Below are 26,581 nucleotides of genomic sequence, written 5' to 3' on the forward strand. Positions count from 1 at the left end.
TTTACCTGCGCCTGTTACGTACGGGACGCAGAGCAGGCATAAAGCAAACGGCGCCTTTCGGCGCCGTTTTCATGTCCAGCCAATTCGTAGTCACTTCAAAGCAACTCACAGGGGCCTCCAATCACCGCCCCCAAACTGCAGCCCTGCTATCAGGACTTGGGACGTGGCATATCAAACAAGGCCAGGTCCGTAATTTCAAAGTAATCGCCTGGGCCACCGCCACGCAAAATAGGACGTGGAATCGCGGTGCGGTAAATGCCGTCCACGATGCTGTTAGGCGACACATGCACACCCACCACTTCGCCCAGCACCATCCAAGTGTTCAAATCTTTGCCTTCCGAGTCTTTCAACTGGAAGTGAGTCGTCACCTTGCACTCCAACGAGGCATGGCTCTCGCCCACGCGGGGGGCATCAATCAGGCGGGAATCCACGGGCGTCAGACCGGCGACTTCAAATTCGCGCACATCCTGTTCCAGGCTGGTCATGTTCATGGGCTCGGCCAGATCACGCGAGGCCAGATTCCAGGTAAACACGCCGGTTTCAATCGCGTTGCGCACGCTGTCTTTGTAGCCCACGCTAGAGAAAGCGATAACGGGCGGGCGGTAGTTGAACACGTTGCAGAAGCTGTACGGGGCCAGGTTCAGCACGCCTTCCGTGCTTTTGGTGCCGATCCAGCCAATTACACGAGGGCCCACAATCGAGCTGATCGGGTCGTGGCGCAATCCATGGCCTTGTGTGGGCTCGTAAAAATGAAAGTCTTTCTGCACGGTTCTCTCTGTTATTAAACACAACAAACTAAACAGGACTGCGGGAAATCCCGGTGGCCCACTGATATACTTTACAACTAAAATAAAGCCGCTGCAAACCGTTGAAACTCAAGGTTTTACGTACCCTTCCTGCCTTTCAGAACCATCTAGGCACATGAAACATGGAAAATAAGCCCGATCACTGGGCACGTGTAGCTTCTGCTGACCTGGAACACGTGCGCAAATCTGTCAGCGATATGTTCAAGTCGCACCAGCTCAAGCAGCTCCGTGCCGACCAGACCCTGCAAACCCGCCTGCGACACGCCGAGTTTGGTCAGGTCGCTTTAAGCCGCCTGGGCTATGGCGCCGACGTACACATTCAGCCTGATCACCTGGCCGGTTTTTACCTGGTTCAGATGCCCCAATACGGCACCGCCAAAATTCGCTGCGGTGGCCAAACTGTGGACTCCACCCCTTACGCCGCCACCATTCTGAATCCCAATGAAGACGTGGATATGGTCTGGCATGCCAATAATGAGCAATTAATGCTCAAGATAGACCGCAACCTGGTGGAACAGGCTGCACGAGGTCTAGGTCTGGACGTAGGCCCGCAAGGCTTGCTATTTCCGGTACGCCTGGAGGCGCATACCCAGCCCTCCTGGCAAATCATGCTGCGCTATGTGCTGGACTGTGCGCGCAATTACGAAGATATCTTGCGCTCGCCCCTGATTATCAATCAGCTAGAGCAGTTAGCTGTGACCACCTTGTTAGGCCTGCATCCACCAGCGCAAATCCAGGCGATCAACCCGACACGCGTCTTGCCGCGTCATCTGAAAAAAGTTGCCAGCCATTTGCATGAGCAGGCGCATTTGCCCGTTACGGTCGCCGAACTGAGCACAATTGCTGGCGTCAGTTCACGCACCTTGCAGCAGGCTTTTCGAGAGCACTACGGGGTCAGCCCCATGCAGTATCTGCGCCAAGTCAGGCTGGACCGGCTACGCCACGAACTGATTCACTCCAACGAGCCCCATCTGACACTGGCCGACCTGGCCATACGCTGGGGCTTTGCGCACCAAGGCCGTTTCAGCGCCGAATACCGCAGCCGTTTTGGCGAAACGCCTAGCGAGACCCTGCAACGAGTGCGCGGCGGCCAGCACTGAGCTGACCGCCTCACCCGTCCTCTCACCCCTTCAAAATACGCTGGGCTGCCAGATAGCCGGATTGACCACCCAGGCCTGGGCCCGGATGCACCGATGCGCCAATTTGATGCAGATTGCGCCAGGGCGTCGTGCCGCTGCGCGCGTTCTTGTGCCCTGCAAAAGGACGCATGAAAAAGAACTGATCCGGCGAGCACACCCCGCTATACGGATCGCCCCCGACCAGATTCATGTTCAAGGCTTCCAGATCGGCGGGGCTGACACTGCGACGCCCGATGATCTTGGCGGCCAGACCCGGCATGACGGTTTCCAGACGGGCCTGCACGCGGTCGGCCATCGCCTCGCGCACCGCTTCGTTCCAGCGACCATCGGCGGGCACGGGAATCTCGCCCGCCTCATCGCCTTTGATATGACGCGGCAGCTCCTGCATCTGCACCCATAAAATCCAGTGTCCTTCCGGTGCGCGAGTCACATCCACCGCCACCGGCTGGCCTACGGCCAAAGTCGGTTTGGCGGGCAGATAACCATTACTGGCCGTCACCACCGAGGAACATACCTGCTCCATGCTTTCCGTGACGTGCACCATCGGTACGTGGCGCAGCTCCGGGTCCACCCAGTCGGGCGGGGAATTCAGGGCAAAGTGAATCTGCATGCCGCCCCGGCCATAGTGATAATCCTGGGCAGACTTCAATAATTCAGGCTCTACTTCTGGCAGCAAATCGCCATACAACTGACCGGGCGTCACATTACACACTACGGCACGACGGGCCAGATACCGCTGCGTACCCACACACACGCCAGTAGCTTTATTACCTTCCACCAGCACGCGGTCCACATGAGAGTTAGTCAGTACGGCGCCGCCTGCTTCTTCAATAATGCGGGTAAATGCTTTCACAATCTGGTAACTGCCGCCTTTGACCACCGGCATGCCACCGCTGACGACGGCGCTGAAGGTCAGCTTGCCGATCAAGGCGGAGCTGGCTTCATCAGGCCCCAGGCCGCTATGCAGTACCCAGGGAGCGATCATGGCCCGAGCCAGATCGCTGCGCAGTTCACGCATGGCCCAGCGTCGGAAGCTTTCCAGCGCTTGCGAGCCAAAGGACATCAGACCATCCAGCCCGCGTTCCCGCCAGGCACCAAAAGCCAGCTTGGCCATAGGCCAGCGATAGGGCTCACCACCCAGCAGCCCAAACACCAGACCGGCATCCGGGCCAAACATGCGGGCAGCCATGGCCCCCAAGGCATCGCCTTCACCGGGCATCAAGTCATTGAAACGACGTACCGTGTCGCCCATATCCTGGCGCAGGGCCAGCGACGGGCCACCGGGAATGGCCAGACCCGTGCTGTACTCGCCTTTGGCAAATTCCAGCCCCGCTTTAGCCAGAGGCTCGGCCAGAGCAGCGTAAGACGCGCCCCCCATGAACAAGGGATACCAACTGGACAAAACATCGTGCGTGAAACCGGGGAACAGCTCCTGCGTACGGATACAGCCCCCGGCCACGGCGTTGCGCTCCAGCACCGTTACCGACAAACCACGCTGTGCCAGCAAGGCCGCGCAAGTCAGGGAGTTCATCCCACTGCCGACAATCACCACATCAGCGCTGTGCGCGTCGCTCATTTCAACGATCTCCGCTAGGCGTAGTCAGGTTGGCAAAACGGCCACGGTGAAACACCGCAGGCTCGTGCTCAGTCAAGGTGGTGTGGCGCACTACACGACCAATAAACAGGGTGTGGTCACCACCTTCGTGCTGACGGTAGTTCTCGCACACAAAGGTCGCCACGCAATCGTCCAGCAGCGGCACACCTTCTTCACCATCCACATGCGAGACCAGCGCAAACTTGTCTTTCACCTGCGAGCTGGCAAACCCCATAGCGACCGGAACCTGTTCCTGACTGATCACGTTGATGGCAAAGTGGCTGCAGTTCTGGAAAATATCCAGGCTGGGCGAATGATTCACCAGACTCCACATCACCAGAGGCGGGTCCAGCGACAGGGATGTAAAGGAGTTGATGGTCAGACCCACCGCCCGACCATCGGGGCAACGAGTCGTGACAATGGCCACACCCGTTGGAAAATGGCCCAGTGCCTGGCGAAACGCACGGCTATCGACCACATTCAGATTGGACGGTGTGGGTTTGGCGTCAGCGGCTGCCAACGCTTGGGCAGACACGGCCTGCCGCTGGGCAGCGGTTTGGGACGGGGAGTCTTGCAGCGTTGCGGTGGGGGTCATGATACGTCTCCTTGAATACTATCTATCAGGCAGCCACAGATTGGCTGCGTGTCTTCTCGATCAATGCCTGGGCAGCGCTCAGATCTTCCCAGGCCGGGAACAGAACCGGTGGGTGATTGAAGCTGTTGGCCAGGAAGTGAGCCAGGGCGGGCGATTGCTGAGCCGAGGTCAACAAAGCGAACGAGGAATCGGTTGGCGGTTTCAACATGGAGTTGGTCCAGCGCACCACCAGGTTGGCGTAATCCCAGTAACGCTCAAAGGTGTCCTGCATCCAGTTGCGGTCAAACGCGCCGTCACCACGCTGCAAAATGCTGTCCAGATACACCTGGGCGGCTTTGGCGGCATTGTTGGAACCTTGGCCGGTAATGGGATCGTTCACCACGACAGCATCACCCAGACCCAGTACCATGCGGCCCGACGGCAGTGTCAGCACCGGTTTGCGCACCGTGGGAGGGAATGCGCCGGACAGGTAACCCTGGGCGTCAGTCAGTTCCACATTGCGGGCACGGTCGCCTTCCCAAGGCAGGAACTCGCGCAGGAAGGATACGCTTTGCTCCAGGTGAGCTTCAGGCGTCTTGGCATCGCGGAAGCGGTCCAGTGGGCCACCGGGAACACCTTCAAACACCATGATGTCGCAAGGGCCGGACAGGGTCAGCGAAGGGAACACAAAGTATTCGCCCACACCGGGGATGAAGTTAAAGGACACACGCGAGTATTCGGGCGTAGGCTCCAGACCGTGCACATAGGTCAGGGCCAAAGCACGCTGAGGTTTGTCGAACATGGAACGCTGATCGTCGCGCTCGAACAGTTTGACCACTTCGCCTTTACCGGCAGCCAGCATGGTCAGATCGTATTCCTGGGTGATGCGCTCCAGTTCGGCCACGCCCACGTCTTCCATGATCAGCTTGCCGCCGCGCTGCTCGAACAACTCCAGCCAGTAAGGCATTTTCACGCGCTGGTCGGTGGCTTGGGCTTCGCGGTCCAGGCGACCGCTCCAATCTACGGCCTTGGTGTCAGGCTGATCGGGATTGGGCAGGGCAAAGCCAATACCTTGTACGGGTGGGCACTCGTCGTCCCAGAAGTTCAGACCCAGGCGACGCTCTACGTCCAGCGCCTCGGCAAACATGCACTGGCTGGACATCACGCGGCCGCCACGAACATCGTCAGGGCTGCGGTTGGTGAAAACGGCTACTTCGTAGCCCTGGGCCAAAAGGCCGAATGCAACGGGCATGCCAGCTTGGCCAGCGCCCACAATAGCAACTTTACGCATGATTTTTTTCCTTCTGAGGGAGCTAAGGACGCCACCCCGGCGGCGTCCCGGTTTTTCTTATTCAGCCAATTTGGGGATGGCTGGGACACCTTGCTCAGGTCCCATGGCCGAGTAGCCACCATCCACGGCATAGTCGGCACCAGTCACAAAGCTGGCGGCATCCGAGAGCAGGAAGGACACGACTTCGCCTACTTCCTGCGGGTCGCCCACGCGGCCCAGCATGTGAAATGCCGAGGCCACGCGGTCGGTTTTGGCACGGTCGCCGCCTGTCAGCTCGTCCATCACCCGCGACCAGATCCAGCCGGGCGAGACCGAGTTCACGCGGATACCGTCCGGAGCGAAGTCCAGAGCCATGCTGCGCGTCAGTTGCAACAGAGCGGCCTTGGAGACCGGGTACAACCAGCGCCCGGTTTGTGCGATCGACGATGAAATGGACGTGAAGTTGACGATGGAGCCACCACGCGGCAGCAAGGGACGTACGGCCTTGGCCGCCTGCACCGCACTGACCAGATTGATGTCCAAAGCCTTGAGCCAGTCTTCGCGGCTGGAAACCATGCCTTCATCCAGATAGGAACAGGCCAGGTTGACCAGGCCATCCACACGACCAAAATGCGCCTTGACCTGCTCAATAGCGGAATTCAGGCTTTGATCGCTGGTGATGTCCACTTCCCAGAATTTGGCTTTGGCGGCATCGCTGCCCACGGCTTTCTGACCACCGGCGGCATCAATATCGAACACCGCCACACGTGCGCCGTAGCCCATCAATACCTCGACCACACCCGCACCAACACGCGTTGCACCACCGGTGACGATGACTACCTTGTCTTTCAGTCCCTTCATGTCGCTCTCCTGCCGCGGGCCCTTAGAAAGGCACCGCTACTTTTACAAAAAATTGTTTTCCTTCAGGACGGCCACGTACACCCAGATCCTGTTGGTACTTGGCCGTAATCAGCAAACCTTTATCGTTGGCGTAACGCAGGCTGGGACCAATGGCGAAGGCACGAGCCTTGCTGTCACCGGCCATCGGGCCGCGATCGCTTTCAATCTGTTGATAGGCATAACCGCCCACACCCAGCACCAGGCCATTACCAAAGCCCCAACCCACGGCGTAATCCGCGTGAATGGCTTTACCCGTACGGGTTTCGGTATCGCTGTTGCGGAAGTTGAAGTCCACCATCATCTTCAAATCCAGGTTGATGCCGCTGGGCTGCATGTAGCTGAACGCGGCAGCGGGCTGGATAGCCCAGTAATTGCGGCCCAGGTTGGCGCTGTCAGTTACCTTGTAGCGACCTGTCGGGGCGACAAAGTCCACACCCAGCACGTAATGCATTTTTTCGCTGGGGTGAAAACCCAGAGCAGGACCAAACACCACATCACCCAGACCACTACGACGCTGGGATTGACCGGCAGCCTGAGCCTTGACGGTCAACAAAGGAGCCAGAGCGTGGAACGCCAATTGACCACCAAAAAGCTGTTGATCCGTTACCCACACCAGACGCGGTGCCACCATGGCCACATCGACTTTGAAGTCCGGAATAGGCAGCTTGTCGCCGTTCTTGTCCCGTACAGAGTCATAGCGCATGGCACCGCCGTACATCAGCAAATGCACACCGGGTGGCGGCAGAGCGCCACTCATGAAGTTTTCCAAACCATCGGGATAAATGGGCAGGCCATTACCTTCAATGGCATAGGCCGGACCGGCGCCCAATGCGCCCACTCCCAGTACAGCGGCTGCTATTTTTTTATTGATGTCCCCCACGTCCTTCTCCTTTTGTTTTTTAGGTATGACGATGGAGCCAATGGTAGAAGTGCTGTTTGGGCCGGTATATCCACTTTGCGCAGCGCCTAGCCAATAAGCGCAAGAAGCCGCAAAAGCAGGGAAAACCCCGATTTGGTTTAGATTTAAAGGATGACGAGCAGTAAGGCCGTTAAACGCTGTGTTTCAACGGTGAGCTGAGATAATTTCTTCACTGCCAGGCTCGGTAAATAATTAATATCACCTCAGTTTCAACATCAGACTCAACTGCCGATGTCTAATAGCAGCACTGTGGGTCTGACCACCAAACACCTTTACAGCTCAATGAGCCCAACTCTTTCTTTTGCTGAATCTCGATTCAGCCTGCCCCTGCTCGGCCACCGTTCTGGTGCTTGGGCCTTGATGCTTTTGTCGGTACTGGCGCTCATGGCGACATGGTCCATCTACTGGCTCACCCCCATGATTTCGGATGATTTCAGCTATGCCAATAAAGGCATTTCCTGGGTGGCTATAGAGCGGCACTACCTGAACTGGAGCGGTCGACTCGTCTCGGACACCATTTCCAGCGGGATGCTCAGCCTGGCACCGCAATGGTTAAAAGCAAGCCTGAACACAATCGCTCTATTCGGTGTGGTCCTCACACTCTCGGCTCTGGGAGCCCGTCTGGCCAAGCAAGCGTTACGCCCATCCTTGGTCTTGCTGGTTTTTATGTTGTATTGGCTGGTGAATCCAGACCTGGGGCAGACCACGTTCTGGCTGGTCGGTTCAGCCAATTACTTATGGCCCAATCTATTCAATTTTGGGTTTGCATTGGCTTATGTCTGGCGGCTACAAAAGGAGCCACCTTCGCTTGGCCTTGGCCTGGGGGTGAGTGCTCTCGCCGTACTGGCAGGCTGCTCTAATGAAAACACCGGCATCATCACCTGGTGTTTATTGGCCTATTTAAGCGTTCGCCACTACCAGCGAGAACGAACCATAGGCACATGGCCCGTCATCTGGCTGCTATGCATGGGGATTGGCGTCACTATTTTGGTGCTGGCACCCGGAAATCAGGTGCGTGCGGTCTTCTTTCCCGCTTGGTACGATCAGCCGCTACTCTGGCGCATATGGGAACATTTCAGCCGCCGCTTCCCTGATGCCATGCTGCGCTACTGGGGGGTAATTGTGGTCATGCTGGCCTGGCGTGTCTTTGCTGGGCCTGCCTCGTCCACACCCATCCGGCGCATGATCTGCTTGCTGGTCGGGGCATCTTTGTTGGCAAATGCTATTTTGGTATTGGCCCCGAATATCCCCAAACGAGCCTTGAATGGTTCTTTCATGTATCTGCTGGTGGCCCTTTCCATCTATGGGCACGACTTACTGGCTCAGTCCCAACGCACCCAATGCAAACCCCGTTATTTAGCATTGACGCTTGGCATCTGCACGATGCTCTGGCTAGTGTCCAGCACCTTGATGCTGCGCAGCTACTATGGCGTCTGGAAGCAAGATCACGTACGGCGAGCCATCATTGCGCATGCAATCAAGCATGATCGAAAACGGATAGAACTGCCAACGTACTACTTTGACACGACATTACGCTCACGCGACCGCTTCGATACGTATTTCAATGGCGAAGCTTTGGCAAAGTATTACGGCACTAAAGCGAAAATCAATGAATACTCGGTGCACCGACATTACGACCTGGAGACTGGGGCGCCTCCTAAGCCTTGATCACGTAGTTGTGATCCTAAACCCGGCCTTCGGTTATGAAAATGCCACTTTCGCCCAGTATCGAGGAAGCGAGATTCAGCGCTTGTCGGTGCAATCCTTCAGACGAGAACTTCGCTAATGAAGCGCACAAGGCACAGTACACAAAAAAAGCCCCGCTCTCCCAAAGGAAAGCGGGGCCAAGACTGTAGTGTGTCTCTTGCTAGCGATTACTTGGCAGCGCTCAGCTCTTTGATCTGCTCGCGGAAGTAGGCCAGGGCGGCTTTACCGTCTACGCCTTTCTTGTCGGCCGCTTTGATCCAGTCCTCTTCAACAAAGGCCAGACGCTCTTTCATCTGCTCGCCCGCTGCGCCGTCGATACGCAGAGTCTTCAAGCCAGCAGCCGTGTGCTTCTCAATCGCTTGCTGCTCGGCAGCCTGCCATTTGGAACCGAAATCATTGGCAATCCATTCACCGCTGATTTTTTCGATGGCAGCACGGTCGGCTTCAGACAGGCTGTTCCATTTGCGCTCGTTCATGAACATGTACTGGCTGGATTTGCCAAAGCCACCGTCCACGGAAACAGCGGTCTTGACCAGCTTGTCCAGTTTCCAGTTATCCAATTGGTCGTACTGGAAGTACATACCGTCGATCACGCCACGCGACAGCATTTCGTAGCTGTCCGATGCCGGTGCGTTCACCGTCACGATACCCAGAGCTTTACCGACAGCATCAAACAAGGGGCTAGGCGAGCGCAGCTTCTTGCCTTTCAGGTCGTCGATGCTTTGCACGTTGTCCTGGCTGGTGAAGATCACGGTGGCCGGGCTGGTCCACATACCCAGCAGTTTCACGCCTTTGTGCTCGTTGGCACCCATCATGAATTTCTCGTAGGTGCGCCAGTAAGCGACCGAGTTCACGCCGCCGTCATCGGTAGTGAAAGGCAGTTCAGCAAACTCGATCAGCGGGAAGCGGTTAGCCGTGTAGCTGTGTACCGACATGCCCATATCAGCGATACCGTTACGCACCAGATCCAGGTGAGCCTGTGGCTTGCCCAGCGCGTTGATGAATTCCACCTTCACGCGGCCTTCGGTGGCTTTTTCCACTTCCTGGGCCCAGGGCTCGAACATATTGGTCACGATGAAGTGGCCTGGAGGCATCCACTGGGAAAAACGCAGGGTGGTGACTTCGGCCGCAACCGAAGGCATGGTCGGTGCCAGGGCTGCTGCAGCCAGGCCCAGGCTCAAGGCCAATTTTTTGAAAACACGCATCTCGACTCCTCGTAAATTATTTTGCTGCCGGGCTACTACAACCCGGCCTCTTGGCCACTTGATGGGACGATAAACAGATCCTGGACCTGCTTGCCCAGCGGCTTTACTGCTGCCCGGATCGCACCTGCATCCGGGCCGGGTTTACATACTGTTCGGGATGACCAGAACAATCCAAGGGACAAACACCAGCAAGAGCAAACGCAGAATATCCATCATGACAAAGGGTGCGACACCCCGGATGATGGTGCCCAGGGGGACATCAGGCATCACGTTCTTGATCATGAAAATGTTCAGGCCCAGCGGTGGGGTAATCAGGCTGATTTCAGCAGCCACCACCACGATGATGCCGAACCACACCAGGTCAAAGCCCAGGGAGGCCACGATCGGGTAGAAGATAGGCACGGTCAGCATGACCATGGACATGGTTTCCAGGAAGCAACCCAGAACCAGGTAAATCGCGCAGATGATCAGAATCACCACGATGGGCGAGACATCAATACCCTGGATGAAGCCCAGCAACTGATTAGGCAAACCGGCTACGGTCAGGAAGTTGGTGAAGACCAGCGCACCAATCACCAGGGCAAACATGATGGCCGTGGTTTGAGCGGCTTCAATCAGCACCGTCAGGTACATGCGAGGCTTCCAGCCACGACGCTTCAAAGTCAGCAAGAAAGTAGCAGCGGCACCAATACCAGCAGCTTCTGTTGGGGTGAACACACCACCGTAAATACCACCCATGATGACGATAAACAGTACAGTGATCGCCATCACGCCTTTGGTCGCTTCAAAGCGCTCACGCCAGCTCGCTTTTTCACCAGGACGGCCCAGATTCGGGTTGATCGCGGTAATGATCATCACCGTGATCAGGTACATCAGCATGGCAATCATGCCGGGCAGGAAACCCGCAGCAAACAGCTTGCCGATGTCGGTTTCAGTCAGGATCCCGTAGACCACCATCATCACGCTGGGCGGAATCAGAATGCCCAGGGTGCCGCCCGCCGCAATACTGCCGGTAGCCAGACGGTCGTCGTAGTTGTACTTGCGCATATTGGGCATGGCCACACGGCCCATGGCCGCGGTGGTGGCCATACTGGAACCACAGAGCGCGCTAAAGGCACCACAGGCAACAATGGTTGCCATCGCCAAACCACCACGCAGGTGACCGATAAAAGCGTTAGCCGCCTTGTACAGGTCCTTGGACAAGCCCGAGGCATTGACCAGATTGCCCATCAAAATGAACAGCGGCAGCACGGTAAAGCTGTAGCTCATGGCCGTGTCGTAGCTGGTTTGCGCTGCCATGGTCAGGGCCGCTTCCATGCCAGTGAAGAAGGCAAAACCCAGCGTGCCGACCAGCAACATACCCCAGGCAATGGGCAAACCCAGAAACAAGCTACCCAACAGGACTGCCAGTCCGATAATAGAAATCAACATGAAAAAACTCCGTCTTTATCGGCTGGGAGAGCTAAAAATCTTAAGCAGCGAGGCCAGGGTGGCGATGCCGGTCATGATGGCGATGATGTAGGCAAAGGGTGCGATGGGCACTTGCAGGGCATTGCTCATATCGCCATAGCCGGCTAGCTCATTAGCGTGATTCCACAGATACACGGTCAGCACACCCAGCATGACGGTGGAGGTGACATTGATCACGAACTGCTGGATACGACGTGCCACTGGGCCTAGCCAGGCGTCAATCAGGCTGACGGTCAAGTGTTGCTGGTGCCAGGTGACACGCGGCAAGGCCGCAAAAATCAGCACGCCCAGCAAGAGTTCGCTGGCCTCATAAGCACCCAATAAAGGGGCATGGAATACATACCGGCCTATTACATCCACGGTTGTGATCCCTGTCATCAGGACCAAGATGACCACACAGGCAGTATCCAGAATTGTCTCTACAACTCGTACTACTCCACGTGAACGCACCAGCTCCATTCCTGGCAGATCGTCGTTCATTACAGCTCCACTTATTTTGGCCCGATAAGGCCTGTTTTTTGGGTCATCATGCACTCCTGAAAACAGGGGTGCATTGTTATATTTCTGTTCTAAATAGTTTATAGATGAACAAATCCAGGTAAATAGAAAGAAACCCTTAATTCCATCCAAAATCATGGAATCGTGGTTTCTATCTCACATAGCAAGAAATACGGTCACAAACCAGCTCGCTTGTCCTGTGCTAGAGCTGGAAAAAACCGCTGGAGCAGGCGTGAGTGCTGGCTTGGCGCAATGTCGAGCAAGCGAACATTGGCTTTAAAAAGGGCAATAAAAGAATCAGCCGACTAGCAATCAGGCAGCATCCAGACCGATAAGCAAACCCTGAGGCCCATGCGTTTCATGTGACAAAAAAAGAGTCGAAACTGAACAGGCCCTTCAAGTGTTGGGCATACTTCCATGCGATATGAGCAGGTCTGAAACAGCGACTTTTGACACCAAAAACCGGGGACAAAAGGCCAAAATCGGTCTCTATAACAAAGAAAAAAACTTAGGTGGCAAAAAATCCAGGCACCGCCAACCAGCCGCCACCAATCAAGAGGGTCCCTTCAGCCGTTTGTTTAAATGACAGTCACCGCCCGACATGCTGGAACAGATAGTCCATCAAGGGTGTTGTGCCATCCAAAAGCAAAAACCCCCTTGGAAAACCAAGAGGGTTTTATATGCGGCCAAGCAAATGGACTCGCTCCCGAACGCACTCAAGGCGCGATCACGGGCAGTCCCGTTGCCAGTCGATCAGATCGTCAAGGTACCCACGCTGGCACCACCGCAGACATACAAGGTCTGACCCGTGATGAAGCTGTTTTCAGGGTCCGAGAAGAACATGGTGGCGCGGCTGATATCATCCGCACGGCCCAGACGCTTCACGGGAATTGCGGCAGCCAGCTTGGCTTCGCGCTCGCTACCGGCTTCGACCACGTCGTAGAACATATTGGTGGTGATGGGGCCGGGGGCAATCACGTTGACGGTGATGCCTTGATCAGCCAGTTCCAACGCCCAGGTGCGGGCCATGCCCAGCATGCCAGCCTTGGTAGCGGCATAGGCGGTACGAGTTTGCAGACCCAGCGCGCCACGTGAGGACATCAGCACGATGCGACCAAAGTGGCGTTCGCGCATGCCAGGAACCACAGCCTGGGTAATCTGCAAGGCCGCACCCAGGTGAATCTGGGTCAGGCCCTGCAAGTCTTCCAGCTTGACCTCGTCCAGCAAGGCGGGCCAGATCACGCCTGCATTGTGGATGAAGTGGGTTACTTCAAAACGCTCGGCAATGTCTTTGGCGGCTTTCTCGGTTGCCACGGCATCCAGCAAGTCCACCTGCACGCAGTGCAGACGCTCGTGCGTCCAGGGCAGTACATTGCGTGCCATGCTGATCACGGTGTAACCCTGCTCCAGCATCTTGCGGCAAATGTCTTCACCAATACCGGTGCTGCCGCCCGTCACAATGGCGGTGTATTGAGCTTGTGTCATCTTGATTGTCTCCAGGCAAATTCAAGGCGCAGGGCGCGCCACCAGCACGGCTACGCCACCGGCATCCAGTTCCAGACTTAGGCGCACTTTTTCATCGGCCTGCCCGCCTTCGGGCAAGTGGGCGATGGCAAAAGGGCCGCAATCCAGTTGAACGGTGCCGATACGCCAGGGCAGTCGTGCCTGAAAATAGGGTTCGTTGCTGTGATGCAGGGTCGTGGTGGCACGTAACACGCCCGTGTCCGCCACCGCCTTCCAGTTCAGCGTGGTGTGCAGGCAATGGCCGCACACGTCCCGGGCGGGATACTGCACCGTGCCGCAGGAAGGACACACTTGCAGGGCAAATTCGCCGCGCTGGGCGGCTTCAGTCAGACCGGCTGCCGTAGCGCTGCGTGCGCCGGGTGGCAAAATTTGGGTGTCGCTCATTACTGCCCCCGTTCCAGCAAGGCCGCAGCAGTACAAATGCCGCGGTCGTAATTAATCATGCCAAAGCCGGACACCAGACCGATACGGGCATTGGCCACTTGCGTATCGCCTGCGGTATCGGTCAATTGGCGCAGTGCCTGGACCAGGCCCAGGTAACCACCTGCCGCACCTGCCTGGCCTACCGACAACTGGCCGCCACTGGTGTTGAAGGGGAAGCTGCCATCCACGGTAAAGCTGTTCTTGCGGATGAATTCCGGGCCTTCGCCCTTGGCGCAGAATCCCAGGTCTTCAAACTGCAGGACGTTGATGACGGGGTAGTCATCGTAGGTTTCCATGAAGTCCACGTCTGCCGGGGTCAAGCCCGCATGCTCGTAGAACGCGTCCTTGTCCATGGCCCAGCCACCGCGATGCTGTACAGCATCTTCAGGGAAAGCGTTGTGACGCTCGATGGTGGAGCGGATACGTACATAAGGCAGGCCCAGTGCTTCGGCCTGCTCACGACGCATGACCAGATAGCCCTCGGCTCCGGCACACGGCATCACGCAATCGAACAAATGGATAGGGTCGGCAATAACGCGCGCCTCCATGTACTGTTCCAGCGTCAGCGGTTTTTTCATCAAGGCATGCGGGTTGCGCAGCGCATTGTCACGCTGGGCGACGCACAGCTTGCCGAAGTCTTCACGAGTGGCACCGTAGTGACGCATGTAGTAGTCCGTCAGCAGCGCAAAGCTGGCGTTGGGGCCACCGGCACCGTAAGGGTAGACGGCATCCTGCGAGAAACGCGAGAAACCCGACACCGTGTTCTTGAAAGACTCACGGTGATTGGTATCGCCCGCGATACACGCCACGATGGACGCATCGCCACACTGCACGGCACGAGCAGCACGGCGCATGGCAACTACGCCACTGGCCCCACCCATAGGAATGTGGTCCAGCCAGCGCGGGCTCATTTGGAAGTGTTGCATCACACCGACGGCACTATCCGAACCCAGCGTGAAGCTGGATACGCACACGCCATCAACGTCGGCTTTTTTCAGGCCGGATTGGGCCAGCAATTGGCCCAATGCCGCACCCAGCCACCAATGTGCGGTCTGCTCGGAATGGCGCTCGTAGGGAATGGTCACCGGAGCGACCAGCACCACATCGTCATAGCCCTGGCGGGCTGCTTGCGGCAAGGCCATGGGCTTAGGCCTCCTGACGTTTTTTCAGGTGATTCGTGTTCACGCAGGCCGGGTTTTCCAAAGCGGCCAGGGCCACTGTTTTCAACTCACCGCGCTGAATCTTGTTGGTCGAGGTCAGAGGCAGGGCATCCACAAACAGAACGTAGCCGGGCACCTTGAAGTAGGCCAGTTGGGTCAGACCCCACTGCACCATTTCCTGGGCAGCCTGTTCGCGCTGCTCCTGGGTTTCGATTGGGTTGTGTGGCACCACCAGCGCCATCACTTCGTCGCCACGGATGGCGTCGGGCACAGCGGCCACAGCAATGGAGCGCACCAGCGGGTGCTGCTGCATGATGTTTTCCACTTCCACGGCAGCGATATTCTCGCCACTGCGACGGATCACGTTCTTTTTGCGATCTACAAAGTGCAGGTAGCCTTCTTCATCACGGCAAACAATATCGCCCGTGTGGAACCAGCCGCCTTCCCAGGCTTCGTCAGTCGCCGCCGGGTCTTTCCAGTAACCAGAGAAAAAGCCGTAGCGTGGGTTGTCACCCGCTGAGCGCACCAGCAGCTCACCGTTTTCACCGGCCTGAGCAGGTTCGCCATCGTCTTTACGCAGCAGGACTTCCACCACAGGCATTTCCTTGCCGAAGCAGGAAGTACCGATGTGGCGTGGCTCGTGGTTGGCGATGATGCTGGCACCCGCGCCGGTTTCGGTCATGGCCCAGGCTTCCAGCAGAGGGAAGCCGAAGCGTTCTTCAAAAATAGGATGCAGGCCACGGTCCACACCGGCGCCAAAACCAAAGCGCACGCTATGTTGACGGTCTTTTTCGCTGGCCTCGGCCTTCATCAGAATGGCTGGCATCACGCCCAGGTAATGCACCACGGTTGCGCCGGACTCACGCACCGACTCCCACCAGCTACGTGGATGGAAACGGTCCAGGGAGATCAGGCAACCGCCGGTCTTGATCATGGCCATGGTCGAGCAGGCCATCGCATTCATGTGGAACAGGGGCAGCGGAGTCAGCATGCGCTCTTTGCCATGCTCCAGCGAAACCAGGCCACCAATGTCGCGATACCACTCGCCAGCGTAATGAAAGTACTGGTTAGCCAGCATGCAGCCCTTGGGGCGGCCTGTGGTGCCAGAGGTGTACAGCAGGGCACATTCGCTGTTTTCATCAGGAATGTCACAGGAACGGGAGGCGGCGCGCTCCACCATCGGAGGCACATCACCATCGGCCATGATGGCAAAGGGCTGACCGGCACGCTGAGCCGCTTCCACCAGATCCTGGTGACGGCTGGGCAGGGCAATGGCCATGATCATTTCCGAATGGCCGATCAGGTATTCCAGCTCGGCAGCGCGCAGATCCGGGTTGATCGGCACAATGGATACGCCCAGGCTGTTCAGTGCAAACCAGTGCAGGAAGAACACAGGACGGTTCTCCAGCAGGATGCCCACGCGGTGGCCGTGGCCGTAGCCAGCAGCGGCGTAGCCGGCGCGCAAGGCGTCGATACGCTCCAGAGCCTGACCGTAAGTCAGCTCGCCCGCTTCAATACCGTAGATCTCGGCGGTCTCAGGCAGGGTACATACAAATGGCTTGTCGCCCCATTGTTGGGCGGTGTCTCGAAAAGCCTGGTAGACCGTGGTGTTGGCCATCAAAAATTCTCCTGTCCTGTCACATAAACAACTGGATATTGCCGAAAGGCGCGTCGCAATTAAGCAGATCCACCCGTTTCAGACGGATCTTCAAGGCGTCGTCCTGGCGCACCAGGGTGTAGGTATTCCAACCCACATAAATATCTTGGTTGTCGCCACGCGTTTCCGTGTAATGGAAGGCGCAACGCACGGTGTACTCGCCTTTTTCCTCGTCCATGCTTTCCACAGTGGGTTGCTGGAGCAAGTGATGGCTGCGGCTCTTGGGCTGCTGGGAAAAGGTACGGCGGCCCGCCAGACGTTCCACACGGATACGCAGCAAGAGCTTGTCCTCGTGCATCAGGGACGCATGCAAACGGGCGTCCTGCTGATCGTGCACCAAGGGCATCCAGTAGTAGCCATCCTCGGTGAACAGGTCGAGCCATTGCTCGTAGCGCTGTTCATCCAGCAGGCGGGCTTCCGCATACACAAAATCGATAAGGGCCTGACGGCTGATTTCGCTCATGGTTATTCCTCTTCTTTCTTGGCCTGCTGCTCGGGCAGCATGAACTTCAACCAGGCGCGGAACTGGGCGCGCATCTGCATTTCGCTGGTGCCGTTGATCACCACGTTCTTTTGCTGGTCTTCATCTTTTTCCACCAGACGGGCCAGGTTCATCCAGTCGCGACCACGCGACTGCAAACCGTGCTGGGCACGCTCGTACATTTCCAGGTCATCGTGACCGACCATGGAGGTCGGTGCGTTGATCAGGCGGTTGTACATCAGGGTGCGTTCCAGGAAGGTGTCAGGAGCACCCACCAGGCGGAAGGTCCAGGACTCCACCAGGGTCTTGTCTGCGGCCAGCGGCTTGAACAAACGCAGGGTCTGGATCGGGCCCTTGACCATGATGTTGGGGAAGTAACAGGTGTTGTGACGCGTGTCGCCCAAAATGGCTTTGGCGCGCTCTTCACCATAGGCTTCGACCATCTGGTCCCAGTAACCCGGAATTTCGGAGTAATCAGCGTGAATGGAATTGCTCACGCCGGTATGGCCGTGACCGTTTTCCCACACGCGGATGCCCATGCCTTCGTAGAACTCGTAAGGCGACATGAAAGGGGCAAACAGCTCAACCGCCATCGGCTTGGGCGTGCCCGGAGGGGCCGCTTCCCAGGCTTTCACAGCCGTACCGGCCGAAGACTCGTGCGCCACCATGGGGTGACAGGTATCGGTCTGGTTATCGACCAGCATTTTCCAGTTGCACTGGTGCATGTAGCGCATCACGCCACCGGCCACTTCCAGGCGGCCTTCGGGGGAGCGATCCACCATATTGTCGATGGTGCTCAGGGACTCGCCAAAGAAGTCCTCAAAGCTCACACCTTCGTCGGCCAGGCGACAGAACACGAAATCGCGGTACACCTTGACGTTCTGTACCGCTGCCATGCCCTTGCTGCCTTCGGTGCATTCAAAGCCGGTGTTCTCGTAGCCTTTCTTCAAGGGGATGGACAGCAGGGAGCCGTCGGTCTTGAAAGTCCAGGCGTGGTAGGGGCAACGGAAGAATTTGCCCGTGTTGCCACAGGTCTCGCCCGCCACTTGCACACCTTTGTGCGGGCAGCGGTTGTAGAGCACACGGATGCTGTCATCGGTATGGCGCACCATGATGACGGACTCAGTACCGACCGTCGTGGTGTAGAAGTCGCCTTTATTAGGGACTTGGCTGGCATGGCCAACGTAGACCCAGGTATTGACGAACAACTGCTCCATCTCCAGTTCAAACAGCTCCTGGTTGATGTACAAATCCTTGTGGACCTCGGCCTCGCGTACCAATTCGCGGATGGCCTGGGGATTATCACGATACTTTTCCATCATGTTCTCCGTCGCCCTAGGGCTTTATAGATCCAGCACCAGACGCGGGGTCTTGGCGCGGGAAATACAGATCTGGATGACCTTGTTGCTGGCTTTTTCCGAGTCGCTCAGGAAATAGTCGCGGTGGTCAACCTCGCCTTCGATCACATCACAGGTACAGACGCCACACTCGCCGCGCTTGCAGTCGATCATGGGGTCCAGACCCTGCTCTTCCATCACGTCCACAATGGTCTTGTCGGCGGGAATTTGCAGGGTGACACCGCTTTGGCGCAGTTCCACTTCAAAAGGCTGGTCGCCTTCCTGGGGAGCGGCAGTAATGAACAGCTCGAAGTGAACATGGTCGGTAGGCCAGCCGCGTTGCTTGCAGGCTTCGATCACGGCATCAATCATGCCTTTGGGGCCACAGACGTAAATGTGCTGGTCTTTGGACAGACCGTCGAGCAAGGTATTCAGGCAGAAACGGCCTTCGCTGTCGTCGGCGTAGTGGCGCAGGGCCGGGCCGGACAGGGCGCTCAGCTCGTCCAGAAAGGCCAGTTGCTCCACACTGCGACCTGCGTAGTGCAGTTGGTAAGGGCGGCCTTGGTGATGCAGGGCAGCGGCCATGCTGGCAATCGGGGTGATACCGATACCACCGGCAATCAGCACGGTTTCGGTTTCGCCATTGGCAGCGGCATGCAGGGGGAAATCGTTCTTGGGACCTGCCACACGCAACGTATCGCCTACTTTCAGGCTGTGCATGAAGCGCGAACCACCCGAGCTATTGTCTTCCAGGCGCACGCCCAGACGGTAACAGCTTGGACCCTGTGCCGTGTCGGCATCCAGCGAAATCAAGGAATAACAGCGGTGATCGTTCAGATCAGGAATCTGTACCTGCAGGTGCGAACCCGGCGCAAACGCGGGCAGGGAACCGGCCTGGGCAGGCTCTAGCGTAAAACTGCGAATCAGCGGGGATGCGTTCTGGATGTCCCGGATGACGAGTTCAAAAGTATCCATCATGTGCCTACCATTGAGCATGACTACATCAATTACCCAGCCGAAAAGGCCAAGCCATGGCATGATGTAGCGCCGCAGGGGGCAATGGGACGGTATCGCGTAACCTGAAAAAGGCTGCGTAAGGCTCGTCTACTGTCTCCGCTAAAACCGGCTGCCTGACACCAAGACTGGCTGTACGGCTGGATCTCTATTCATTCTTTTGTGAATTTATTTTATTGATGAATAGTTTACGGATAAATATATACTGCCGAATATAATGGAAAACCACTAGGTGAGAAAACAGCAGAACCGCATGGTACACAGTTCTGCCACTTCCCCACCGTTTTCTACTTACTGAGCAACCAGTGCGACCACGCGCAGTGGGCTGCCGGAACCGCCTTCAATCTTCAGAGGGGCCGACATGATCAGTGCACCTTGAGGGGGCAACTGATCCAGGTTGCACAGACACTGCAAACCGTAGCGGTTGGCACCGTGCATCAGGGTGTGGCAAGGGTAGCCAATGGGCCAAGCGTAGGATTGGCCAGCATCGGTGTTGATGGTTTCAACGCCAAAACCGTGAACCTTGCGCTCGTGAATCATCCACTCCACCGCTTCCTGAGCTGGGCCAGGCGTGTGGGCACCGTCTTCACGCATGTTCAGGAACGCCTCCGCGTCGTTCACACGCTTGGACCAGTCGGTGCGGAACAGCACCCAGGCGCCTTCAGGAATACGGCCATGCTTGGCTTCCCAGTTCAACAGGAACTCGGAGGTCAGGATGAAATCTTCGTTCTGGGCCACTTCAGCAGAAGCATCAACCACCACGGCAGGGCGCAGGAAGTTGTCCACCGGAATGGTGTCGACGGTGTTGTCTGGATGGTCCTTGCCGGAGATCCAGTGCGCAGGCGCGTCAAAGTGGGTACCTGTGTGTTCGCCACAGGTAAAGTTGTTCCAGTACCAGCCTGGGCCGTTTTCATCGTATTGGCTGATGCGCTCAATCGAGAAACCGGCAGTCTGGCCAAATTGGGGGGGCAACTGCAAAGCAGGGAAGCTGGGGGACAGAGTCTGGGTCAGGTCTACGAAACGGACCTGCTTGCTGTCAATCGCCTGGATCAGGCCTGCCAATGGGTGCTTGTCGCTCATTTCATCTCCTACATGGATCTTATGTCATCGTTATCGTTGCCTGCCCGGTGCGCATCGCGCCCTGCAGGATAGGGATACGCTGTGTACACAGCCCGGTCCCTCTAGCCGGCACTGCCCATCCCAAGACGGACAGCTTGCATCTTTAACCACGGTAGCCAGGCTGCAATGGTGATTTTGGCAGACCCGAGACTGCCGGGCCTGTCAAAAAACGGTCCCGATCCACACTGGGAAAGAGACCGTCTTGAACCTTCTTACACTTCCTTGTCGTCCAGAACGGAGAACTCGGCAGGATTCAGGTCTGGCTGGGACGCTGCGTCGCCTTCGTAAAAGCGGGCAGGCGTCAGTGCCTTGCGGTTCACACGCAGGTCAAACACGTCAAAACGGTTGTAGTGACCGGTGATGTCGTGCATTTGACGCGGCTGGATGCAGCGCGACAGATCGATGTCGGCGTAGGCAATGCCTTCCTTGTCGATCAGTGGTTCGCCCTGAACGCGGCCGTCGGGGCCAATAATGCCCGAGAACGCGCTGTTGGGGCGAGCCAGCAGTTCACGTGCTTCAGGATGGCTGGCCGCCATGGCTTCGATGATTTCCTCGGAAACCGTCGAGCAAGCCACAACCGTAAACACCTTGCCTTCAAAGCAATGAGCAGCAGCACGCAGGCGAATCGCTTCGGCCATATCGTAGTCTTTCGGTGCCACGGGCAGGGCGATGTAGCTGGCAACGTGGACCAGTTCACCTTGCGACAACAGGCTGAAACGAGCCAGCGTGTTGGTGTTTTCACCGCAAGCCAAGGCACCCAGCGGGCCAATCGTGGTGTCATGAACACGCATCGAGGAGGCGTCGCCGTTGGCCCAGGTCAGCTTTTCAGCCCAGGTTGGAACCAGTTTGCGGTGACGGCCCAGAATGCGGCCGTCCGCGCCGATGGTGACCAGCGTGTTGTAAATGGTGCCGATGCCAACGGGACTGCGCTCGTTCACACCCAACACCACGTTGACCTTGCGCTGACGACAAACTTGCGCAACCTTCTGGATCTCGGGACCGGGAACTTCGATGGCCGATTTGCACAGGCGCTCGAACCACGGGCTGCCCTCGATCGGGTTCATCACCCAGCTCCAGTAAGGGTAGCCAGAGACGAACACCTCGGGGAAGGCGATCAGCTCGGCACCGTTGTCGGCTGCTTCATTGATCAGACGACATACTTTTTCGATGGTCGCATTCGTGTCCAGGAACACAGGCGCTGCCTGTACGGCGGCGGCCTTGAACTGACGCAATTCCAGCATCATGCTCTCCTTTACTTAGTTTTGTGGGGTCACGTCCACGATGGGGTGACGCAATTCGCCAATGCCTTCAACCACAGCGTGCACCACGTCACCAGGCCACATCCACTCTTGAGGAGTACGGCCAGCGCCCACGCCTTCTGGGGTGCCAGTAGCGATGATGTCACCGGGTTCCAGCGTGATACCGGCACTGATGTCAGCGATCAGGTCGTTCACGTTGAACAGCATGTGCTTGGTGTTGGAGCTTTGCTTGGTCACACCGTTCAGCGTCAGGCTCAGGTTCAGGTTGTGTGGATCGGTCAGCTCATCAGCCGTCACGATCACAGGACCGAAAGGAGCGTAGGTGTCCTGGCCTTTGGAGTAGATCCACTGACCGGCACGACGGCAGTCGCGGGCGCTCACGTCGATCATGACGGAGTAACCGAACACGTACTTCAGGGCGTCTTCTTTAGCCACGCGCTGAGCACGGGTGCCCATGATCACGGCCAGTTCCACTTCCCAGTCCATTTGCTGAGTGATGTTCTTGTTGTGCTCGATGGCATCGCCAGGGCCAACCACGGTGGTTGGTGGCTTGGAGAAAATCACAGGCTGTTTGGGCAGCTCTTTGGAGGTGTCCAGAGTGCGGCTGGATTCGGCCACGTGTTCCACGTAGTTCAGGCCGATACCAAAGATGTTCTTGCGTGGGCGTGGGATAGGAGCCAGCAGTTTGACGTTGGCCAAAGGCAGGGCCACACCAAAAGGCATATCGTCGGCGTAGGTTTCCAGCAAGCGAGCCGTGGAGGTCACAGCGGCTGGGCCCAGGTCGATGAAATCGAGCATATTGTCAGGCAGCATGTGGCCGGTGGCGTCACCCAAGTAACCCAGGTCAACGACCAGATCACCCACAATGGCACCCAGGCGGCCAGCGGCAGCAACTTCACTACGGTACGTTACAAGACGCATTTCTATCTCCAGATTGGGCCATCTCTACAGATGGCTTGAATGAATCGGGTCGGCCTGCCGTGGCAGGCCGTCCAAATAGGTTAAACAAGTAGTCTTACAGCAGGACCTGGTGGCCGCCGTTCTCTGCCAACGCTTCTTCGCGGTACAGATTCAGGGCGCGCATCACGGGCAGGTCGTGGAACGAGAACAGGCAAGCGTCATCAGACGAAGAACCGTTCACGTGCTCGTGGAACATCCAGGATGGTACGCAGAAAATGTCGCGTTCGCGCCAGTCAAAGCGTTTGCCATTGATGATCGAATAGCCTTCACCCTTGGCGCATTGGTAAATGATGCTGCCCGTGTGACGGTGGGCCTTGGTGTGCTCACCAGGACGCAGCATCTGCATGCTGGCGCCAATGGTGGCCATGACAGGGCCGCCGGTCAGCGGGTTGATGTAGTCCATGATGACGCCATCAAAGGGGCTGCCATCGGTGACTTTGGCGTAGGCCGACAAGGCTTCGTAGGTTGGCTCCCACTCGTACTTGAGCAGGGGCGAGTACGGTTTTTGCCAGTCGTGCAAAGTCGGCTTCAGGCCACGGCCACCCCAGATGCCGACCGCGTCATTGACCGGATGGGTCACTGCCTGCGACAGATCAGGGTGGACAACGTAAAACCCGGCTTCCAGGGCATTGACCAAAGGAATATCCAGACCGTCTTGCCACACGCAAGGCAGGCCATCGGCTTCAACGCCATGCTCGTGCCAGCAGCCGTTAGGCGTCAGCACGAAGTCGTTGGCGCCCAGCGACATCTTGTGGCCGTCCACGATGGTGTAGGCACCACGGCCTTCCATGATGAAACGCAAGGCCGAAGCAGAGTGCGCATGCGCGGAAGCCGCTTCACCCGGTTTCATGACCTGCAAACCGGAATACAACCAGCCCACTGCCGCCGCCACATCCTGACGACCGGGGTTGTTCAGGTAAATCACACGACGACCAGCCTTTTCAGGGCTGACCAGATCCACCGAACGCAACACGTAGTCACGCAGGTCGCGATAGCGCCATACAACCGGCACGGACTCGGACTTGGGCTCCCAGGGCTCAATTTTGTTGGCAACGGTCCACAGGGCCGCGGCCTCAAACTTAGTCAAATCCTGGTAGTACTTCACCAATTCGGGCGTGTCCTCAACATTTGCACGACCGAGCACGCTTTCGCGGTGGGAGTCAAAACGTTCTTCCGACATGATGCTGTCTCCTTTCGTGTTTTATGACTTGGCAGGGCCGTCCTGGGCCACTGGCGCACGTTTAGTCTGGCGCTGCAACCAGTCCTTGCCCCATTCGTACTGAACAGGCCAGGCCAGGTCGGTGTAACCCAACTCCGCAGCCTGACGTTGTGGCCAGTTCGCATCGGCCAGGAAGCCACGCGACAGGGCGCACAGGTCAGCACGGCCTGCGGCAATAATGCTGTTGGCGTGATCCGCTTCCATGATCGAACCCACCGCCATGGTGGCGATACCGGCTTCGTTACGGATACGGTCAGAGAATGGGGTCTGGTACATGCGGCCGTAAATTGGCTGCTGCTCCAGCACCACTTCACCCGAGGACACGTCGATCAGATCGGCACCGGCTTGCTTGAACAGGCGTGCAATTTCCACACCGTCGTCCGCCGTGTTGCCGCCTTCGGCCCAGTCTGTTGCCGAGATACGCACCATGATGGGCTTGTTCTCTGGCCAGACGGCGCGGATAGCTGCAAACACTTCCAGCGGGTAAGCCATGCGATTTTCCAGACTACCACCAAATTCGTCACTACGCTGATTAGTCAGCGGCGAGATGAAGCTGGACAGCAGGTAACCGTGGGCGGCTTGCAATTCGATGCAGTCAAAACCGGCCTGGTCAGCGCGCTTGGCAGCGGCCACAAAGGCGTCCCGAATCTCGTCCATCTGGGCACGGGTGATCTCGGCTGGCACGGCGGTCACACCAGCCTGGTAAGGCAAGGCCGAAGCCGACACCAAAGGCCAGTTGCCATCAGCCAATGGCTTGTTGGCTTTTTCCCAACCCAGTTGCGTCGAACCACGACGGCCAGCATGACCCAACTGCACACCGATCCTGGCACCTTGTTCGTGGGCAAATGCCACGACCGGTTTCCAGGCATTGGCCTGCTCGTCATTCCACAGTCCTGTACAACCGGGGGTGACACGACCTTCAGGCGTCACCGCCGTCATTTCAGCCATCACCAGGCCAGCACCACCCATGGCGCGGCTACCGTAATGCACCTGGTGCGTAGCACCGGGCACGCCGTCTTTGGCGCTGTAAATCAGCGTAGGCGAGAACACGACACGGTTCTTCAACTGCATATCGCGCAGTTTGAAGGGAGTGAACATGGGCGAAGGGGCTTTTTCACCATCGGCCAGTTGCAGACCGGCTTCGGTCGCCATCCAACGCTCGTATTTTTCCAGCCAGGCGGCGTCACGCATACGCATGTTCTCGTGCGAGATGCGCTGCGAACGGGTCAGCATGGAGTAGGTGAACTGCTCGGGCTTCATATTGGCGTAACGGGCCACGTTCTCGAACCATTCGGTCGAGTTGCGGGCGGCGTTTTGAATGCGCAATACGTCAATGCTACGGGCAGCTTCGTAATCTTTCAGGGCCTCTTCCATGGACTCGTGGTCCATGTGCTTGGCCAGCGTGATGGCATCTTCCAGGGCCAGCTTGGTGCCGGAACCAATAGAAAAGTGGGCGGTGTGAGCGGCGTCGCCCATCAGCACCACAGGCACTTGCTTGCCGGTGCCGTAATCTTGCCAGTGCACCCACTTGTTGCAGATAACACGCGGGAAGCGGATCCAGATGGCCGAACCGCGCAAGTGGGTGGCATTGCTGATCAGCTTGTTGCCATCCAGGTGGTCGGCGAACAGGTTTTCACAGTAGGCAATGGCCTCTTCTTGCGACATTTCGCCAATACCGGCTTTCTGCCAGGTCTCTTCAGGCGTTTCCACGATGAACGTGGACAGGCCGTCCTGGAAGCGGTAGGCGTGAGCCTGGAACCAGCCGTGCTCGGTTTCAACAAAAATGAAGTTGAAGGCGTCAAAGACCTTTTCGGTACCCAGCCAGACAAAGCGGCAGTTACGGGTATCGATATCAGGCTGGAACACGTCTTCGTAGCGGGTACGAACGGCGCTGTTGATACCGTCAGAAGCGATCAGGATATCGGCGTTGTACTTGCGGGCCAGTTCGGCTTCGTCGGTCACGATCGTTTCAAAGACCAGTTTGACACCGACTTCTTCGCAACGAGCCTGCAGGATGTTCAGCAATTTCTTGCGACCAATCCCGATAAAGCCATGACCGCTGGAGCGCACGGCGCTGCCTTTGAAATGGCACTCAATGTCGTCCCAGTGGTTGAACGCGTCACCGATGGTCTGCGCGGACACGGGGTCAGCTTCACGCAGGTTTTCCATGGTGGCGTCCGAGAACACCACACCCCAGCCAAAGGTGTCGTACGGTCGGTTGCGCTCGACAACAAAAACCTCGTTCTGAGGGTTTTGCAACTTCATCAGCAAACCGAAATACAAGCCGGCTGGGCCTCCGCCAATACATACGATATTCATGATATGTCCGTATGGTCTGAATACATG

Annotated in this window: 23 protein-coding genes; 2 read left to right on the plus strand and 21 right to left on the minus strand. The window is 57.4% G+C overall.

Going from position 1 to position 26,581, the window contains the following annotated elements; all coding sequences use genetic code 11:
- Window positions 1-149 precede the first annotated feature (149 nt).
- Complete coding sequence (locus OSH09_RS15705; RefSeq protein WP_045930511.1) at window positions 150-767, minus strand: flavin reductase family protein; 618 nt, start codon at window positions 765-767, stop codon at window positions 150-152.
- 161 nt (window positions 768-928) lie between these two features.
- On the opposite strand from OSH09_RS15705, the gene OSH09_RS15710 reads away from it, so the two are divergent.
- Window positions 929-1,906 (plus strand): AraC family transcriptional regulator, encoded by a 978-nt coding sequence (locus tag OSH09_RS15710; RefSeq protein ID WP_266121523.1) that lies wholly within the window; start codon window positions 929-931, stop codon window positions 1,904-1,906.
- Window positions 1,907-1,928: 22 nt separating this feature from the next.
- On the opposite strand, the gene OSH09_RS15715 is transcribed toward OSH09_RS15710, so the two are convergent.
- From OSH09_RS15715 to OSH09_RS15735, 5 genes are read right to left on the minus strand one after another with little or no spacing between them, the layout of a single operon-like run.
- Window positions 1,929-3,521, minus strand: a complete 1,593-nt coding sequence (locus tag OSH09_RS15715; RefSeq protein ID WP_207872769.1) for a phytoene desaturase family protein — start codon at window positions 3,519-3,521, stop codon at window positions 1,929-1,931.
- A gap of 1 nt (window position 3,522) precedes the next feature.
- Window positions 3,523-4,134 carry a flavin reductase family protein gene (locus OSH09_RS15720; RefSeq protein WP_207872768.1) on the minus strand — a complete coding sequence of 204 codons (612 nt, stop codon included), beginning with the start codon at window positions 4,132-4,134 and terminating at the stop codon, window positions 3,523-3,525.
- Between the two features lie 25 nt (window positions 4,135-4,159).
- The gene (locus OSH09_RS15725) at window positions 4,160-5,404 is read right to left on the minus strand and encodes a styrene monooxygenase/indole monooxygenase family protein (protein WP_266121524.1); all 1,245 of its coding nucleotides are present in this window, start codon (window positions 5,402-5,404) and stop codon (window positions 4,160-4,162) included.
- A gap of 57 nt (window positions 5,405-5,461) precedes the next feature.
- Window positions 5,462-6,244, minus strand: a complete 783-nt coding sequence (locus OSH09_RS15730; RefSeq protein WP_207872766.1) for an SDR family oxidoreductase — start codon at window positions 6,242-6,244, stop codon at window positions 5,462-5,464.
- Window positions 6,245-6,266: 22 nt separating this feature from the next.
- Window positions 6,267-7,154 carry a SphA family protein gene (locus tag OSH09_RS15735; RefSeq protein ID WP_266121581.1) on the minus strand — a complete coding sequence of 296 codons (888 nt, stop codon included), beginning with the start codon at window positions 7,152-7,154 and terminating at the stop codon, window positions 6,267-6,269.
- 330 nt (window positions 7,155-7,484) lie between these two features.
- Here OSH09_RS15735 and OSH09_RS15740 point away from each other — a divergent pair, with 330 nt between their 5' ends.
- A complete protein-coding gene (locus OSH09_RS15740; protein ID WP_266121525.1) occupies window positions 7,485-8,870 on the plus strand; it encodes a DUF6056 family protein in 1,386 nt (461 codons plus the stop codon).
- Between the two features lie 206 nt (window positions 8,871-9,076).
- Here OSH09_RS15740 and OSH09_RS15745 read toward each other — a convergent pair whose 3' ends face one another.
- From OSH09_RS15745 to OSH09_RS15815, 15 genes are all read right to left on the minus strand, one after another.
- Window positions 9,077-10,114, minus strand: a complete 1,038-nt coding sequence (locus OSH09_RS15745) for a TRAP transporter substrate-binding protein (RefSeq protein ID WP_266121526.1) — start codon at window positions 10,112-10,114, stop codon at window positions 9,077-9,079.
- Between the two features lie 141 nt (window positions 10,115-10,255).
- Window positions 10,256-11,545, minus strand: coding sequence for a TRAP transporter large permease (locus OSH09_RS15750; RefSeq protein ID WP_222669344.1), 1,290 nt, complete (start codon window positions 11,543-11,545; stop codon window positions 10,256-10,258).
- 15 nt (window positions 11,546-11,560) lie between these two features.
- On the minus strand, window positions 11,561-12,064 hold the full coding sequence (locus OSH09_RS15755; RefSeq protein WP_207872761.1) for a TRAP transporter small permease: 504 nt from the start codon (window positions 12,062-12,064) through the stop codon (window positions 11,561-11,563).
- A 771-nt stretch (window positions 12,065-12,835) separates the two neighbouring features.
- Window positions 12,836-13,567, minus strand: coding sequence for an SDR family NAD(P)-dependent oxidoreductase (locus OSH09_RS15760; RefSeq protein WP_266121527.1), 732 nt, complete (start codon window positions 13,565-13,567; stop codon window positions 12,836-12,838).
- Window positions 13,568-13,588: 21 nt separating this feature from the next.
- Complete coding sequence (locus OSH09_RS15765; RefSeq protein WP_108727031.1) at window positions 13,589-13,990, minus strand: Zn-ribbon domain-containing OB-fold protein; 402 nt, start codon at window positions 13,988-13,990, stop codon at window positions 13,589-13,591.
- Window positions 13,990-15,171, minus strand: a complete 1,182-nt coding sequence (locus OSH09_RS15770) for a thiolase family protein (protein WP_266121528.1) — start codon at window positions 15,169-15,171, stop codon at window positions 13,990-13,992. The genes OSH09_RS15765 and OSH09_RS15770 overlap by 1 nt, the downstream gene beginning before the upstream one ends.
- Window positions 15,172-15,175: 4 nt before the next feature.
- Entirely contained in the window at window positions 15,176-16,807 is a 1,632-nt protein-coding gene (locus tag OSH09_RS15775) for an AMP-binding protein (RefSeq protein WP_266121529.1), read from the minus strand.
- A 19-nt stretch (window positions 16,808-16,826) separates the two neighbouring features.
- A complete protein-coding gene (locus OSH09_RS15780; RefSeq protein WP_009463815.1) occupies window positions 16,827-17,309 on the minus strand; it encodes an aromatic-ring-hydroxylating dioxygenase subunit beta in 483 nt (160 codons plus the stop codon).
- A gap of 2 nt (window positions 17,310-17,311) precedes the next feature.
- Window positions 17,312-18,646 carry an aromatic ring-hydroxylating dioxygenase subunit alpha gene (locus OSH09_RS15785; protein ID WP_045930501.1) on the minus strand — a complete coding sequence of 445 codons (1,335 nt, stop codon included), beginning with the start codon at window positions 18,644-18,646 and terminating at the stop codon, window positions 17,312-17,314.
- Window positions 18,647-18,670: 24 nt separating this feature from the next.
- Window positions 18,671-19,639: a PDR/VanB family oxidoreductase gene (locus OSH09_RS15790; RefSeq protein WP_207875866.1), complete on the minus strand. Its 969-nt coding sequence runs from the start codon at window positions 19,637-19,639 to the stop codon at window positions 18,671-18,673.
- A 330-nt stretch (window positions 19,640-19,969) separates the two neighbouring features.
- Entirely contained in the window at window positions 19,970-20,758 is a 789-nt protein-coding gene (locus tag OSH09_RS15795) for a cyclase family protein (protein ID WP_207872757.1), read from the minus strand.
- 251 nt (window positions 20,759-21,009) lie between these two features.
- Complete coding sequence (locus tag OSH09_RS15800; RefSeq protein WP_207875865.1) at window positions 21,010-22,038, minus strand: carbon-nitrogen hydrolase family protein; 1,029 nt, start codon at window positions 22,036-22,038, stop codon at window positions 21,010-21,012.
- A 15-nt stretch (window positions 22,039-22,053) separates the two neighbouring features.
- Window positions 22,054-22,977 carry a fumarylacetoacetate hydrolase family protein gene (locus OSH09_RS15805; protein WP_153228670.1) on the minus strand — a complete coding sequence of 308 codons (924 nt, stop codon included), beginning with the start codon at window positions 22,975-22,977 and terminating at the stop codon, window positions 22,054-22,056.
- A gap of 94 nt (window positions 22,978-23,071) precedes the next feature.
- Window positions 23,072-24,196, minus strand: a complete 1,125-nt coding sequence (locus OSH09_RS15810; RefSeq protein WP_222669349.1) for a cupin domain-containing protein — start codon at window positions 24,194-24,196, stop codon at window positions 23,072-23,074.
- Between the two features lie 21 nt (window positions 24,197-24,217).
- The gene (locus OSH09_RS15815) at window positions 24,218-26,554 is read right to left on the minus strand and encodes a bifunctional salicylyl-CoA 5-hydroxylase/oxidoreductase (protein WP_266121530.1); all 2,337 of its coding nucleotides are present in this window, start codon (window positions 26,552-26,554) and stop codon (window positions 24,218-24,220) included.
- Window positions 26,555-26,581: the final 27 nt, after the last annotated feature.

It is taken from the genome of Alcaligenes parafaecalis (assembly GCF_026344135.1).
GTDB classification, from domain to species: Bacteria; Pseudomonadota; Gammaproteobacteria; order Burkholderiales; family Burkholderiaceae_B; genus Alcaligenes; species Alcaligenes parafaecalis.

Coding starts and splice junctions, on each gene's coding strand:
- OSH09_RS15815 (WP_266121530.1), bottom strand. CDS start 26,554: ATGAATATCGTATGTATTGGCGGAGGCCCAGCCGGCTTGTATTTCGGT.
- OSH09_RS15800 (WP_207875865.1), bottom strand. CDS start 22,038: ATGCTGGAATTGCGTCAGTTCAAGGCCGCCGCCGTACAGGCAGCGCCT.
- OSH09_RS15725 (WP_266121524.1), bottom strand. CDS start 5,404: ATGCGTAAAGTTGCTATTGTGGGCGCTGGCCAAGCTGGCATGCCCGTT.
- OSH09_RS15750 (WP_222669344.1), bottom strand. CDS start 11,545: ATGTTGATTTCTATTATCGGACTGGCAGTCCTGTTGGGTAGCTTGTTT.
- OSH09_RS15795 (WP_207872757.1), bottom strand. CDS start 20,758: ATGAGCGACAAGCACCCATTGGCAGGCCTGATCCAGGCGATTGACAGC.
- OSH09_RS15785 (WP_045930501.1), bottom strand. CDS start 18,646: ATGGAAAAGTATCGTGATAATCCCCAGGCCATCCGCGAATTGGTACGC.
- OSH09_RS15805 (WP_153228670.1), bottom strand. CDS start 22,977: ATGCGTCTTGTAACGTACCGTAGTGAAGTTGCTGCCGCTGGCCGCCTG.
- OSH09_RS15715 (WP_207872769.1), bottom strand. CDS start 3,521: ATGAGCGACGCGCACAGCGCTGATGTGGTGATTGTCGGCAGTGGGATG.
- OSH09_RS15740 (WP_266121525.1), top strand. CDS start 7,485: ATGAGCCCAACTCTTTCTTTTGCTGAATCTCGATTCAGCCTGCCCCTG.
- OSH09_RS15790 (WP_207875866.1), bottom strand. CDS start 19,639: ATGGATACTTTTGAACTCGTCATCCGGGACATCCAGAACGCATCCCCG.
- OSH09_RS15810 (WP_222669349.1), bottom strand. CDS start 24,196: ATGTCGGAAGAACGTTTTGACTCCCACCGCGAAAGCGTGCTCGGTCGT.
- OSH09_RS15770 (WP_266121528.1), bottom strand. CDS start 15,171: ATGGCCTTGCCGCAAGCAGCCCGCCAGGGCTATGACGATGTGGTGCTG.
- OSH09_RS15760 (WP_266121527.1), bottom strand. CDS start 13,567: ATGACACAAGCTCAATACACCGCCATTGTGACGGGCGGCAGCACCGGT.
- OSH09_RS15780 (WP_009463815.1), bottom strand. CDS start 17,309: ATGAGCGAAATCAGCCGTCAGGCCCTTATCGATTTTGTGTATGCGGAA.
- OSH09_RS15775 (WP_266121529.1), bottom strand. CDS start 16,807: ATGGCCAACACCACGGTCTACCAGGCTTTTCGAGACACCGCCCAACAA.
- OSH09_RS15755 (WP_207872761.1), bottom strand. CDS start 12,064: ATGAACGACGATCTGCCAGGAATGGAGCTGGTGCGTTCACGTGGAGTA.
- OSH09_RS15710 (WP_266121523.1), top strand. CDS start 929: ATGGAAAATAAGCCCGATCACTGGGCACGTGTAGCTTCTGCTGACCTG.
- OSH09_RS15765 (WP_108727031.1), bottom strand. CDS start 13,990: ATGAGCGACACCCAAATTTTGCCACCCGGCGCACGCAGCGCTACGGCA.
- OSH09_RS15745 (WP_266121526.1), bottom strand. CDS start 10,114: ATGCGTGTTTTCAAAAAATTGGCCTTGAGCCTGGGCCTGGCTGCAGCA.
- OSH09_RS15730 (WP_207872766.1), bottom strand. CDS start 6,244: ATGAAGGGACTGAAAGACAAGGTAGTCATCGTCACCGGTGGTGCAACG.
- OSH09_RS15720 (WP_207872768.1), bottom strand. CDS start 4,134: ATGACCCCCACCGCAACGCTGCAAGACTCCCCGTCCCAAACCGCTGCC.